Raw genomic sequence first — 12,231 nt, 5'->3', positions numbered from 1 at the left:
TATCTTTACTGAAGCCATTGATATAAAAAAACCGTCTGTTTTCAGACTGGTTTCTCAACAGAAGCGCACAGTTCATTCCAGTAGCTGTAGCGCATAATCAGATAAAGGCGCTCATTTTTCATCATAAATCCAGACAGAAGGGTGGTAATCAAGACCATAAAGCAGACCGAACGGGATCAGCAACGCCACATGGCGGCCTGAGTCATATTCCCCCTCTTCCACCTGTACAGTCAGCGTCGGGCTAAGGCGATTAAGCCATTGTTGCAGTATTGTCTTCATCAGCACGTTCTCCGCAAAGGTGACCGGGATAGTTAAGCGCAAACTGCGCCATAACCAAAACGAGAATTTTTGCGCAGGATTACCGAAAAACGCATATGGCTTGCCACTCTCTTTTTCATGTAATATTGTAAATTACATGAAAGCACTTATCCTGACAGAAAGTTCATGAGCACCCACACTAACGATATCTTTAATCGCGAATTTTCCCGACAGTACGACGCGTATAACCACAAACTGGCGGAAATTACCGATAACCTTCATTTGCTGATCTCTCTGCTGTTAAATACCCTGCCGTCACAGGCGCGCGTGCTCTGTGTCGGCGTGGGGACCGGCAGCGAAATACTCCGTCTGGCGCAACAACATCCACAATGGCATTTCGATGGCGTCGACCCCTCGCCGGATATGCTGGCCGTTTGCCATGAAAAGCTGGCAGATGCCGGAATAGCAGCCCGTTGCACATTACATGAGGGTTATCTCAGTGATTTGCCCGTCCGTGGCGACTACGATGCGGTGCTGTGCCTGCTGGTCACCCACTTTATTCAGCACCCGCAACGGGATGGCATCTATACGCAAATGGCACGCCAGTTGAAAAATGACGGCAGAATGATTACGGCTGAGATAGCGGGCGATATGCAAAGCCCGGCTTTTGATGAACAACTGGAGATGTGGAAAACGATGCACGAGGTCGCCAGCCTGGCCCCGCGTGACAAGGCAGAAATCAAAGCGCAGCTGTCGCAGCGACTGCTGTTATTGCCGCCGGAGCAGACAGAAAACCTCATCGCCACCGCCGGATTTACCCTGCCACAACGTTTTTTCCAGTCGCTATTGATTCACGGCTGGACGGCACGCAAAGCGCCATAATGCTGGCGCTTTCGCTTTGCCCCAGAGCCGATCATTTACGTGAACAGCAGGCGATATAATTCAGTTGATGACGATGACGGCGAAAGAAGCGGAACATGCCCAGAAAACGTGTTCGATTGTCGCGGTTGCGCAGACCGTTAAATACAATACGCAGCGCGCGGGTAAAGCCTTCATCGCGGATCAGACCGGCGGGCGACATCAGCGACATACTGCCGTTATGCGTCTCAACTGCTGAGAAACCATTCTCAATAAACAGTGCCTGCCACGCCTGTTGCGTCATCGGACTCACATTCGATTTAACGACCTGTTCCAGCATGGCCTGATTGCTGTTGGCCAGTTCATTACGGGTGTACATGATGTCGTGCGTTAACAGGCGACCTCCCGGTTTTAATACCCGGTAATATTCGCTAATCAGCTTCGCTTTGGCTTTATCTACATACATGGTCAGCATCGCTTCGTTGATCACCACATCGAACGTGTTGTCATCAAAGGGCAATTTACTGGCGTTGGCTTCATGGATGTGAACCAGGCGCTCAAGCCCGGCTGCATGAACATTTTCGCGTGCTTTCGCCAGCGCGTTTTTATCCATGTCGATGGCGTAAACCGTGCATCCGAAACGCCTGGCGAGTTCCATTGAGGTGGTGCCCATATTGCAGGCCACTTCCAGCACATTGCTCTCTGGGGTGAACTGCGCCTGGCTGAACAGCCACTCTGTAGCCTCCACACCGCCCGGACGCAAACGCGTTTTGCCCAGGCTGGCTAAAAAAGTGTGCCCTGCTTTGTCGTTTTCGGCCATCGGTGTTCCCTTGCTAAACATGCATTATAAATGCAACTTATCATAACCGTCTGGCGATGAGAATGGCTTCCATAACAAAAAAGCCCCTGCGCAAGCGCAAGGGCAAAAGGCTGTGTCCGAGCCAAAAAGTTAGTTAAATACCATCCCGCCATCAATCAGCAGCGACTGCCCGGTCATATAGTCAGAATCTGGCCCGGCAAGATAAGCGACGCATGCGGCGACATCTTCCGGTTCCGACAAACGCCCCAGCGTAATGCGTTTGGCAAACTGCTCTGTACCGTAACCCAGCGGCTGCCCGGCAGCTTCGGAAACCTGGCGATCGATCTCTGCCCACATCGGGGTTTTAACAATGCCCGGGCAATAGCCATTAACCGTGATCCCCAACGGAGCAAGATCGCGCGCGGCGGTTTGCGTTAAACCGCGAACAGCAAATTTACTTGAACTGTAGACGGCCAGTTCAGGGTTGCCGACATGCCCGGCTTGTGAGCAAGCGTTGATAATTTTGCCGCCGTGCTTTTCTGCTTTAAATGCCTGCACCGCCGCCTGCATGCCCCAAATCACGCCTTTCACGTTGATGTTATAAACTTTGTCGACCACCTCTTCAGTGATCTCTTCAATGGGGGTCGAGGGCGCAACACCGGCGTTATTGACAATCACATCGAAGCCGTTCAGTTTTTCCCGCGCCTCTTCGACAGCGGCAAACACCTGCTTACGATCGGACACGTCCACCGTCACCGCAATGGCGCGGCCTTGCTGGTTGTTGATTTCGTCCGCCACCGCCTTTGCGGTGGCTGCGTTGTAGTCCGCCACGGCAACGGCAAAGCCGTCTTTTGCCAGACGTAACGCAATGGCTTTGCCAATCCCCTGACCGGCACCGGTCACGAATGCAACTTTTTTCATGTGATCTTCCTGTTGTTTATAGAATCTGATTAAGGTTTAACTGACCCATGAGTAGCGGGTTATCGCTGTAATCCACCGGGATTGCGACCACCGCGGGGCCATCGATATCCATGGCGGCGCGCAACGTCGGTTCGAGATCCTCAGTGCGTTCAACGGCGAAACCGGCCGCGCCAAAAGCGTTCGCGTAAGCTTTAAAGTCCACGGGGCCAAAGTTCACGCCGGAAAGGCGCTGGTATTTTTTCTCTTCCTGAATTGCCACCATGTTGTAGGCGTTATCCACCCAGATGATGTGCAGGACATTCGCCCCGAGGCGCACAGCGGTTTCCAGCTCCATGCTGGATTGTAAAAACCCGCCATCACCCGAGACAGAAACAACTTTGCGTTGTGGATTCACCAGCCACGCGCCAATGGCCCACGGCAGAGAAACGCCCATGGTCTGTTGGCCGTTGGAAATCATGACTTGCCGCGCCCGGAAGCTGTAGAGATAGCGGGCTATCCAGATATGGAAACTCCCCATGTCTACCGTGAGCGTGACGTCACTGTTCACAATGTCCTGCATCGCCCGCACAATGCGCAGCGGGTGAATGGCGAACTGGCTGAGCTGGGCTCCCCGGCGGCTCAGTAGCTCCCGCTGATTGCGCCGCTCTATGAGGATTTCCGAGGCGCGGGGCGTGAGAACCAGCGGTTTCTCAATGCGTTCCGCCAGCTTGTCGAGCGTGCTGGCAATATCGCCAATCAGTTCAATATCCGGTACGTAGTGGCGCTCTTCATAAGCCGGGAGCACATCGATATGTACCACTTTCGCATCGCCGGTATTCCACATGGCCGGTTCGTATTCCACCGGGCTATAACCGATGCAGATAACCAGGTCGGCAAGATGCAACAACCGATCACCCGCCTGGTTATTGAACAAGCCGACGCGCCCGGCAAAGCGCGTAAAGTGTTGTTGATTGACCGCGCCCGCCGCCTGATAGGTACTGGTGACCGGAATATGGCTCTTCTCTAACAGTTGGTGCAACGCGCTGATATTTTCCTGCCGGCTGGCCATCAGGCCGAGCAAAAACACCGGATTCTTAGCGGCAGCAATCATCTTCGCCACCTGATCGATAGACTTATCTGGCGCGGCGCCCAGTTGAAGAACGCCGCTCGCGGGTAAAATGTTGCCGCTGGCAGGCTGGTCAGCAATATCCTGCGGTACGCTGATAAACGCACTCCCCGGTCGCCCCTGCTCTGCGGCACGAAACGCGTTTGACACGACTTCCGCTATTGCATCCGGCGAGGAGATCTCAACGGCATATTTGGTCACCGGATGAAACATGGCGACGGTATCCATGCTCTGATGCACTTGTTTGGCCTTGTCGGCGCGTTTGACCGCGCCGCCAATTGCCACCAGCGGATCGCCCTCACTGTTGGCGGTGGCCATGCCGGTAATCAGGTTTGAACAACCGGGGCCGGACGTGACCAGCGCCACGCCTGCTTTCCCGGTAATGCGCCCGACGGCGGCCGCCATAAACGCCGCATTGGCTTCATGACGCACAGGAATAATTTGAATGGTTGAATCGAGGAGGGAGTCAAAAACCTTATCGATTTTTGCGCCAGGAATGCCGAAAATCTGTTTGACGCCCTGAGCCTCCAGTTGTCTCACGACCATATCAGCGCCATGCGCCCATTGGTGTGTACGGCTTTCACTGCTCATCATTCACTCCTTGTAACGTGATTAACTCTCCACAGAACGAATGGCCGCATCCAGATTGTCCGGGTGCAGGTTGGCCTGCAGAAATGCAGGATCGGCAGGCAGATCGATCATCAACTGGCGAATTTCGCCAAACGCCAGCGTGCCGTGATCGAGTTGATAATCCAGCAGATGCCCACCGCCGCGGCGGTCATCAGTAATAAAGTGTTCGTGATAGCCCGCCACGTTGATCCCCTGCATATGCTGCGGCGTGCGGAAACCCACCAGCACGCCATCACGTCCGTTGAAACGGAACACTGGCTGATCGTCGAGCACGTCGGTCATTGCACGATAAGGTGGTTTCTGACGCGGCACAGTGCGGGTATGGGCATGACGAAAATGACCATCAATACGCAGTGCGCAGAACAGGTTGTCTGACGGAATGTGCTGATCAATGACATCGTGCAATTGCTGGCGGCTGATAGGCGTATCGAATTGCTGGCGGTAATGCGGTGTGAACCAGGTCATCACCGCGAACGGTGTTTTCTGTTCCGGTTGCGCTTCTCTCGCACTGCCATCCGCACGCAATTGATAAACTTCGCTATTGAAAGCAATCAGCTCACCGTCCAGTTCATTAAAAGTGCCGAGGCCAAAATCACCATGCGCGAGCAGATCTTTAATAGTGGTATTGCCTTCATAAACACCGCAAAGTAAGGCACTCATTAGCGATGTTTGATATATCACGCTCTGTGGATTGCTTTCTGAAAAAGCACGAAATGTTTCTCGTAAATTTTCTTCGCAAGAACAATCTCTTACATAACTCATCCTCTTTTCCCTCGCTATGCAGACGGTTAGAAAAGCTGATTAAATATTGACTCGTTTCAGCTAAGGATTCCAATATACAAAGCATCAGGGTTTGAGATGTTTTCGATATGGAACTTCGTTATCTACGCTATTTTGTGGCCGTTGCGCAGACGCAACACTTCACTCGCGCAGCAGAAATGCTGGGCATGTCGCAGCCGCCGCTGAGCCAGCAAATTCGCCGCCTTGAAGAGGAGGTCGGCACCCCATTGTTCTACCGACTTACCCGCGGGGTAGAGCTGACTGAAGCCGGAGAGGCGTTCTATGAAGATGCCTGCCAGATCCTGGCATTGAGCGACGCCGCGCTGGAAAAAGCCAAAGGTATTGCCCGTGGCATGAAAGGCAAACTTTACCTGGGCGTAACCAGTTCAAATGCTTTTCACAGTAAGATTTTTTCCGTGCTGCGACAGTTTGTTAACGCTTATCCGCAGGTGGCGCTCCACCAAAAAGAAGCCAATATGGCGACGCTGATGCAGGAACTGGATGAGGGGGTGATTGATGTGGCTTTTGTCCGGCTGCCTTGTGAGAACAGCAAGTCATTTAACCTGAAGCTGATTGATGAAGAGCCGATGGTGATTGCCCTGCATCACACGCATCCGCTTTCGTCCAAAGAAGAAGTGTCGCTCTTCGAACTGCAAAAAACACCGGTGGTGACCTTCCCGCAGGAGGTGGCGCCAGGGCTGTACGAACTGGTGTATAACGCCTGTCTGCGAGCGGGTATTAATATGGACAACCAGCAGCAGGCTTCGCAATTCTCCTCATCACTGAGCATGGTGGCAGCCGGGTTTGGCTTCGCTATCATTCCGCAATCAATGGCCTGCATCAGGCATCCACAGGTGACGTTTCACAAAATGGAAGAGGCGCTGAAAACGGACATTGCGCTGGCGTGGCGTAAATTTGAGCGTTCGCCAGCCGTGCGACGTTTTATTGACAACTTCTGACATGTATTGCCCGGCACGCAGCCGGGCAATACCCCGCGTTAGCTGCGGTGGGCGTTAACAACCTGACCCATTCCCTTACCTTCCAGCGTTTCGTCCGGATCGGCAAAGAAATCAAGATTGAAGTAGGTGTCATCAGTAAGCAGTTCAATATGATGCCAGTACTGCGGTGGGCTGATGCCGAAATGGCCCGCCTCGATCACCACTTCCATCTCCGGTGTGGTGTCATGTTCACTGGCGAAACCAAAATATTTCACTGCGCCCTGCATCACAGACAAACGCCCATATACCCCTTTTTTGGTGTTATGGTGCGTGAGCAATGCCTGTGGGACCGTGTCTTTGGTCCAGAACGGGGTGGAACGGGTGTGACGAAAATGAACAGGAATTTGCAAAGCCATAGCTTACTCCTCCGGCGATAATTACCAGCCGCACACGTTAGTTTCTTCATCCGATTCGTAACCGCGCACAATATTAATCAAATCTTTCACTGCATCTGCGGCGTTAATCGGATCGTTTAATTCTTCCAGGCTGGCAAAATCTTTGTCCACGGAAACACCGTTGTTGTTGTTGGTAACGGTCAGGACGAATTCGCTGGCATTATTTTTTGCATCAGAAAGGCCGTTAATCAGCTCTGCTACCGCCTGCACCGCAACGTCCGGAACATATAACGACATCGGCTTAAGAAACACTTTTTCGTTAGTTTCATTATTGCTACGGTTCGCTACCGATAAAGAATATCCTTTATTTTCAGTGGTCATAATGAATACCTCAGCCTTCAATCAAAATTTTCGGGTCAACATAGAAATCCACGCTAAATATCGTGTCGTCGGATAACGCTTCAATGTTGTGCCATTTTTCTGGCGGGAACACACCAAACTCCCCCGCGCGGATGGTTAGCGTTTCTACCGGTTCCGGGCCGGTTTCGTCAGCATAGCCGTAATAGCGGATGGCGCCTTGCAGCACGCTTAAGCGCGGGTAGACGCCCTGCCGCGTTCCGGCGTCAAGATGGCGCTTCCAGATGGAAGCCGGGGCGGTTTCTTTTGTCCAGAACGGCGTGGTACGGGTGTGGACATAGTTCGCGGGTATCGCAATACGTTGCATGTTTCATCCTCACTGTTCCCAACAGGCAACCCGCCGGGAAGGTAAAAACATATGTTGCATATCATATACCTGTTTTGATAATTGTGGACTACTTTTTTTAGGGGCTATTTTTCGGCGGTTTTTGGTACTCAGAAAGGGTTATTGAAAATTACGACAGCGAAGGAGAAGAATAGTAAACAAATATTTTATGGAAGGAGTCAAAGCAACAATGAAAAACAAATCAAAACTCAATTCATTTTATTATGGCTTCCCGGTTCTTTTAGTCACCACGCAAGACAGCAATGGCAACAATAATATTTGCGCTGCATCTTCATCTATTTCTCTTGGCGAAAAGCTGATTATTGGTATCAGCAAAGGCAGCAAAACGTGGAGTAATTTCATGGCGGGCTCCAATGCCGTGATCAATATTCCCGACCATAGCCTGTGGGAAAAAGTTGAGCAAATTGGCAGACTGACCGGCGGCGATACGCTGTCAGAAGCCCAGACCAAATGGGGCGTCGAGATTTGCCACGATAAATTCAGCAAAGCCGGATTACACACCGAAGCGTCTGTCGATATTGCCGTGCCGCGCATTGCGGAATGCCCTATTCAAGCTGAGTGCCGATTGGTCAGTACCAGCGATAAAGGGCGTTTTATGCTGGCCGAACTGGATATTGTCAACTTGTGGGTCGACGATGAGCTGTTAGGCGACAAGGGGATTGTGGATTCCCGCAAATGGAAACCGTTGATTTTTAATTTCCGCGAGTACAACACCGTCGGTGAAACGCTCGGTTTCAATGTCAAATACGGCAACTGACGCCGGACAGGTTACGCCCGACTTTATACCGGATAAGGTCGTCGCCGCTATCCGGCATGAAGTCCTGAAACGTTAATCGAGTAAGTGCTTATCCCACCCGCTGAAAATCGCCGCCAGGTTATATTGCGCGGCGTCTTGCTGGCTTAACTGATACTTCGCGCCACCCTGCCCTGCACCCGGCCCACGGTTGCCGGACTCGTAAAAACGGCTGTCTTCAGGATGAAACCAGATCTTCTCACCCGCTTTGTCTTTGCCGGACATTTTGTCCCAACCGTAGATATGATCGTCTATCTCGCAATTGATAAACGCCGCCAGACCAATGGCGTTGGGATCGGCGTAACGTCCGTCGCTGAACTGCGTTGTCGGGTGCCACGGGCGCCCAAGCGCATAGCTTTTCGCTGGCACTCCTGCCTCTTTGCTCAGCTTACTGTTGATAATAAACAGGCCGAACTTCTGATCCGCCTGCGTCGCGGGTGCCGTAATGTAGCCATACGGCGGAGTGGTATCGGTGCGGTTACGGGCAATGATGTCGCAGCGATCAAAAACCGCAATCCCAGGACCAAAGATAAAATCGACGTGTCCGCTGACTTCACAATCGGTGAAATAGCTGCGGCTACCGCTCTTGCTGTAAAACGTGTCCTGATAGCCCTCCAGCCGGACATGACGGAAACGGGCCTTATCGACATCTTCAGACACCATTAACGCCACCGCCTGCGTATCTTTCAGTTTTTTGGCATCGCCATCCGGCAGTGCTGCATTGGCCGGGTAATCAAAGCTGTTGCGAATGGTCATATTCTCGATCGTCACATTGCTGGCGCGGATCTCCACCGTACTGGTGCGCCCGGTTCCCAGTTTTTGACCGCTCTCATCCAGTGCTCCGGCAGGGGTATCAGCCTCAATCTGCGTTTGTGTTTTCGAAGCACCCACCAGCGTCACCGGTTTTTCAATCACCAGCCGCTCGTTCCAGCGCCCCTCTTTAATCAGAATACGCCACGGCGTTCCCTTGTCCGGCGCGGCGGCCAGCGCCTGGCGAATGGTCGCGAACTCGCCGGCCTGCGGCGAGGTGGAAACGACAGCATTCCACTCAGCCGCCTGGGCAGAAATACTGATACAAGCCAACAGTAACGCGGAACAGTGCAGTGTTTTCATCAGACTCTCCTTAGTGTTTTAACAAATCAGCAAGCGTGCTCAATTCAGGCGTCTGACGGATCTGCCCGGCAACAATCGATGCGACGGCCTCCGCGCCTTTTTCCTGGAAATGCGTCGTATCAGGATTGCTACGAATGCCTGATGTTTGCGTTTTATACCAGGGGTAACGCGGATCGTTTGGATCAACCGCCAGCCAGTAGTCCATCCAGTCGTGCGGATGCGCATTGGCAAAATCGATGGTCTCTTTTTCAAGATCGATAAGCGGCGTATGGTTACGCCGGGCGGTCTGTTTGATGGTGTCGATATAATTTCCGCTATAACGATAACCCGGCTTTGCCACGGTGTAATGGCTGCTCACGACCACATCGTTAGCGCCCTGTTGGAAAGCCGTTTTTCCGGCGCGGTTTTTCACCCGCGTCGTTGGGGTCAACAACACCGGCGTGGCGCCCGCCGCACGTGCCAGGGTGATATAGCGTTCCAGCGAATGCTGGAAGGACATTGCCGGTTGCCCTGGAGGGAACTGCGGATTGCCGCTGGCATCATTCGGGTAGGTACAGAGATTTTGCACATCGGCTGCGCCGCGCACTGCTTTATTACCATCGCAGTTCTGATCATTATGACCATGGGCAATAAACACATAGTCGCCGGCGCGCAGATCGCGTGCCATTTGCTGATACCAGCCCTCGTTGTAAAAATCGCGGCTGGAACGACCAGAGCGTGCGCCATTCAGCACAATGACGCCGCTATCCTCACGAAATTGCTGCTGAAAACGTTGCCCCCAGCCCATGCGCGGCAAGCGGGCTTGTTCATAGGCTGCGGCCGTGGAGTCGCTGACCAGCAGAATGCGCCTCTTCGCGCTGCGAATGGCCTGCTTGTCACGCAGCGCCTGCGGCAGATCCAGCGGTTCCCATGCTCCGCTGTTTTGTAACCCGACAATCGGGCGGAACGCACTGTCGGTAAGCACGGTGCTGCCCGCTTCCCCGCTGTTGTTGTCATAGTTACGGTTGTGATGAATCACCGATAAGATCATAGTCATACCGTCGCCCTGGCGGATCGGTGTTTGTACTGGATCACACTGTTGCGGATCGATCCCCGACAGGCGTAGCGCCTCCCCCATTCCGGCGCGGAAGTTTGCCAGCGGCGTAGCCAGCAGCCCGGCATTCAGCTTTGCGGGAGCCCCCAGTTCCACCCACTGTTGCGGGCCGGTAAACCCCAGCGCACCCGCCACTTCCGACACCAGCCGATCGGTAACGGGTGTGATATTGGCAATATTGGTCTGGTCAGCTTGCAGGGTCAGGCGCAGAGAAGCCAGACAACGGGCTCGCGGAACGTCGCTGCGCAGGCAGGTTATCGAGCCGTCTGTGGGCTGCACGGCGGAGAGGGTTAACGGTGCGCGAAGGCCATCGACATTCAAGGCATAGCGGCCATCGCGCTGAGTATGCGTGGTGAGTTTTTTTCCGTTGCTGTCGGCGACCATTACCGTTGCACCGACCAGCGGCGCATCGCTCATGACGGTGCCTTCGAGCATTGTCGCAGCGCTCGCCATCACTGGCAGGCAATATAACAGCGCGGTAACTCCCGCAGGATAAGACATGAATATTCTCCCGAAACAGGTGATCCCGGCGCACAAGCACCGGCGTAATCATGCGTTTCTGTTCCTGGAAAATGGCGCTAAACCAGACCGGCGGCACGTCACCTGCTGGGCTGAAAGTTGGCTAGGGTTTTTATATTTATAAACTCATAAAACGAAACGAAGTTTTACACAATGAGAAACGCAGTTTTGAGATCGGTTTCAAAAATATGACAATTGCTTATGTAGCCCGGCGGGAACCGGGCTGCATATCAGCGAGGAAAAACACGAGCGCGCCCGGTCACATTGACCTTCACCTTCATGCCAGGCAACCAGCTGGCATCGGTAACGCCCGGCAACACCAGGGATTCACCACTCGGCGAAAATAACAGCGTGAGCGATGAAAGGTACCCGGCAAAGTCGATGTCCACAATTTGTGCCTGTGGATAAATGCAGTCATCTGCACAGCGCTCTATTCTGATCTGTTCCGGGCGCAACAGGATCCGTTGAGAACCCTGCAGGTCAGTCTGCCCAACAGCCACCTCGCCCAACAGACAGCGCGCTTTCCCTTGTGCCACCTCGGCAGGGAGGATCAACGCATCACCTAAAAACAGCGCTGTCTCTTCATCCACCGGCTGCGAGTACACCTCAAGCGGCGACCCGACCTGCGTAAAGCGCCCATGGCGGATAACAGCAATTTGGCTGGCGAAGGAGAGCGCCTCTTTCTGATCATGTGTCACCAGAATCGCGGCGACGCCCGCCTGGGTTAACAACGCGGCCGTCGCTTTACGTGTGGCCGCACGTAATCCGGTATCGAGTGCGGAGAAAGGCTCATCCAGCAACATAATGGCTGGTTGCTGAGCCAGCGCTCTGGCAAGCGCCACACGCTGTTGCTGGCCGCCGGAAATCTCATGCGGCCAGCGCTGCGCCAGTTGACCATCCAGCGCCACCATCGCCATCAGTTCTGCCACACGAGTCTGCTTTGCCTGCCGGGAGCCACTCAGCCCCCAGGCAATATTCTCGCCCACACGCAGGTGGGGAAACAGCGCGCCCTCCTGCGGCACAAAGCCGATCCTGCGCTGGTGCGCGGGCACAAACTGCCCGTCGGCAAACAGCGGCTTGCCCTGCAGCATAATCTGCCCGCTGTCCGGTGCGTCGAACCCGGCAATCAGGCGCAGCAACGTGGTCTTCCCGGAGCCTGAAGGCCCGACGATCGCCGTTCGGCTGCCGGGTGGGATCGACAGGCTGATATTATCCAGCACTTTTGCAGCGCCAAAAGCTTTCGAAATATGCGTGAGTTCTAACATC

The 12,231-nt window shown here is 53.7% G+C and carries 14 protein-coding genes; 3 read left to right on the top strand and 11 right to left on the bottom strand.

Annotated features, from left to right (window positions below):
- Nucleotides 1-111 precede the first annotated feature (111 nt).
- The gene (locus tag ACUY4S_RS03840) at nucleotides 112-279 is read right to left on the bottom strand and encodes a hypothetical protein (protein WP_312690790.1); all 168 of its coding nucleotides are present in this window, start codon (nucleotides 277-279) and stop codon (nucleotides 112-114) included.
- Between the two features lie 165 nt (nucleotides 280-444).
- Here ACUY4S_RS03840 and ACUY4S_RS03835 point away from each other — a divergent pair, with 165 nt between their 5' ends.
- Nucleotides 445-1,140, top strand: a complete 696-nt coding sequence (locus ACUY4S_RS03835) for a class I SAM-dependent methyltransferase (protein WP_458022509.1) — start codon at nucleotides 445-447, stop codon at nucleotides 1,138-1,140.
- Nucleotides 1,141-1,171: 31 nt separating this feature from the next.
- Here ACUY4S_RS03835 and ACUY4S_RS03830 read toward each other — a convergent pair whose 3' ends face one another.
- The 4 genes from ACUY4S_RS03830 to budA all read right to left on the bottom strand — a co-directional run bounded on the left by ACUY4S_RS03830 (nucleotide 1,172) and on the right by budA (nucleotide 5,333).
- Nucleotides 1,172-1,936, bottom strand: a complete 765-nt coding sequence (locus ACUY4S_RS03830) for a class I SAM-dependent methyltransferase (RefSeq protein WP_312690792.1) — start codon at nucleotides 1,934-1,936, stop codon at nucleotides 1,172-1,174.
- A 129-nt stretch (nucleotides 1,937-2,065) separates the two neighbouring features.
- Nucleotides 2,066-2,836 carry a (S)-acetoin forming diacetyl reductase gene (locus ACUY4S_RS03825; RefSeq protein WP_312690793.1) on the bottom strand — a complete coding sequence of 257 codons (771 nt, stop codon included), beginning with the start codon at nucleotides 2,834-2,836 and terminating at the stop codon, nucleotides 2,066-2,068.
- Between the two features lie 16 nt (nucleotides 2,837-2,852).
- Complete coding sequence (gene alsS, locus ACUY4S_RS03820; protein WP_312690918.1) at nucleotides 2,853-4,532, bottom strand: acetolactate synthase AlsS; 1,680 nt, start codon at nucleotides 4,530-4,532, stop codon at nucleotides 2,853-2,855.
- Nucleotides 4,533-4,553: 21 nt separating this feature from the next.
- A complete protein-coding gene (gene budA, locus ACUY4S_RS03815) occupies nucleotides 4,554-5,333 on the bottom strand; it encodes an acetolactate decarboxylase (RefSeq protein WP_458022510.1) in 780 nt (259 codons plus the stop codon).
- 107 nt (nucleotides 5,334-5,440) lie between these two features.
- On the opposite strand from budA, the gene ACUY4S_RS03810 reads away from it, so the two are divergent.
- Entirely contained in the window at nucleotides 5,441-6,310 is an 870-nt protein-coding gene (locus ACUY4S_RS03810; RefSeq protein ID WP_458022511.1) for a LysR family transcriptional regulator, read from the top strand.
- A gap of 38 nt (nucleotides 6,311-6,348) precedes the next feature.
- On the opposite strand, the gene ACUY4S_RS03805 is transcribed toward ACUY4S_RS03810, so the two are convergent.
- From ACUY4S_RS03805 to ACUY4S_RS03795, 3 genes are read right to left on the bottom strand one after another with little or no spacing between them, the layout of a single operon-like run.
- Nucleotides 6,349-6,705: a TehB family protein gene (locus tag ACUY4S_RS03805; protein WP_312690796.1), complete on the bottom strand. Its 357-nt coding sequence runs from the start codon at nucleotides 6,703-6,705 to the stop codon at nucleotides 6,349-6,351.
- Between the two features lie 21 nt (nucleotides 6,706-6,726).
- Nucleotides 6,727-7,065 (bottom strand): DUF1869 domain-containing protein, encoded by a 339-nt coding sequence (locus tag ACUY4S_RS03800; RefSeq protein ID WP_458022512.1) that lies wholly within the window; start codon nucleotides 7,063-7,065, stop codon nucleotides 6,727-6,729.
- Between the two features lie 10 nt (nucleotides 7,066-7,075).
- A complete protein-coding gene (locus ACUY4S_RS03795) occupies nucleotides 7,076-7,408 on the bottom strand; it encodes a TehB family protein (protein WP_458022513.1) in 333 nt (110 codons plus the stop codon).
- 208 nt (nucleotides 7,409-7,616) lie between these two features.
- On the opposite strand from ACUY4S_RS03795, the gene ACUY4S_RS03790 reads away from it, so the two are divergent.
- The gene (locus ACUY4S_RS03790; protein WP_458022514.1) at nucleotides 7,617-8,204 is read left to right on the top strand and encodes a flavin reductase family protein; all 588 of its coding nucleotides are present in this window, start codon (nucleotides 7,617-7,619) and stop codon (nucleotides 8,202-8,204) included.
- A gap of 72 nt (nucleotides 8,205-8,276) precedes the next feature.
- On the opposite strand, the gene ACUY4S_RS03785 is transcribed toward ACUY4S_RS03790, so the two are convergent.
- The 3 genes from ACUY4S_RS03785 to ACUY4S_RS03775 form a co-directional block, all read right to left on the bottom strand.
- A complete protein-coding gene (locus tag ACUY4S_RS03785; RefSeq protein ID WP_458022515.1) occupies nucleotides 8,277-9,353 on the bottom strand; it encodes a pectinesterase family protein in 1,077 nt (358 codons plus the stop codon).
- A gap of 10 nt (nucleotides 9,354-9,363) precedes the next feature.
- Nucleotides 9,364-10,947: a GDSL-type esterase/lipase family protein gene (locus ACUY4S_RS03780; protein ID WP_312690801.1), complete on the bottom strand. Its 1,584-nt coding sequence runs from the start codon at nucleotides 10,945-10,947 to the stop codon at nucleotides 9,364-9,366.
- A gap of 248 nt (nucleotides 10,948-11,195) precedes the next feature.
- Nucleotides 11,196-12,230, bottom strand: coding sequence for an ABC transporter ATP-binding protein (locus ACUY4S_RS03775; protein ID WP_312690802.1), 1,035 nt, complete (start codon nucleotides 12,228-12,230; stop codon nucleotides 11,196-11,198).
- Between the last annotated feature and the right edge of the window lies 1 nt (nucleotide 12,231).

This window comes from Kosakonia beeri (assembly GCF_054165705.1).
Note: the sequence above shows the minus strand (reverse complement) of the source record. Positions and strands in the feature narration are given on the sequence as shown.

Excerpts from the sequence above, each read along its gene's own strand:
- ACUY4S_RS03805 (WP_312690796.1), bottom strand. The coding sequence starts at position 6,705 with ATGGCTTTGCAAATTCCTGTTCATTTTCGTCACACCCGTTCCACCCCG.
- ACUY4S_RS03785 (WP_458022515.1), bottom strand. The coding sequence starts at position 9,353 with ATGAAAACACTGCACTGTTCCGCGTTACTGTTGGCTTGTATCAGTATT.
- ACUY4S_RS03810 (WP_458022511.1), top strand. The coding sequence starts at position 5,441 with ATGGAACTTCGTTATCTACGCTATTTTGTGGCCGTTGCGCAGACGCAA.
- ACUY4S_RS03780 (WP_312690801.1), bottom strand. The coding sequence starts at position 10,947 with ATGTCTTATCCTGCGGGAGTTACCGCGCTGTTATATTGCCTGCCAGTG.
- ACUY4S_RS03775 (WP_312690802.1), bottom strand. The coding sequence starts at position 12,230 with ATGTTAGAACTCACGCATATTTCGAAAGCTTTTGGCGCTGCAAAAGTG.
- ACUY4S_RS03835 (WP_458022509.1), top strand. The coding sequence starts at position 445 with ATGAGCACCCACACTAACGATATCTTTAATCGCGAATTTTCCCGACAG.
- alsS (WP_312690918.1), bottom strand. The coding sequence starts at position 4,532 with ATGAGCAGTGAAAGCCGTACACACCAATGGGCGCATGGCGCTGATATG.
- ACUY4S_RS03800 (WP_458022512.1), bottom strand. The coding sequence starts at position 7,065 with ATGACCACTGAAAATAAAGGATATTCTTTATCGGTAGCGAACCGTAGC.
- ACUY4S_RS03790 (WP_458022514.1), top strand. The coding sequence starts at position 7,617 with ATGAAAAACAAATCAAAACTCAATTCATTTTATTATGGCTTCCCGGTT.
- ACUY4S_RS03840 (WP_312690790.1), bottom strand. The coding sequence starts at position 279 with ATGAAGACAATACTGCAACAATGGCTTAATCGCCTTAGCCCGACGCTG.
- ACUY4S_RS03795 (WP_458022513.1), bottom strand. The coding sequence starts at position 7,408 with ATGCAACGTATTGCGATACCCGCGAACTATGTCCACACCCGTACCACG.
- ACUY4S_RS03830 (WP_312690792.1), bottom strand. The coding sequence starts at position 1,936 with ATGGCCGAAAACGACAAAGCAGGGCACACTTTTTTAGCCAGCCTGGGC.
- ACUY4S_RS03825 (WP_312690793.1), bottom strand. The coding sequence starts at position 2,836 with ATGAAAAAAGTTGCATTCGTGACCGGTGCCGGTCAGGGGATTGGCAAA.
- budA (WP_458022510.1), bottom strand. The coding sequence starts at position 5,333 with ATGAGTTATGTAAGAGATTGTTCTTGCGAAGAAAATTTACGAGAAACA.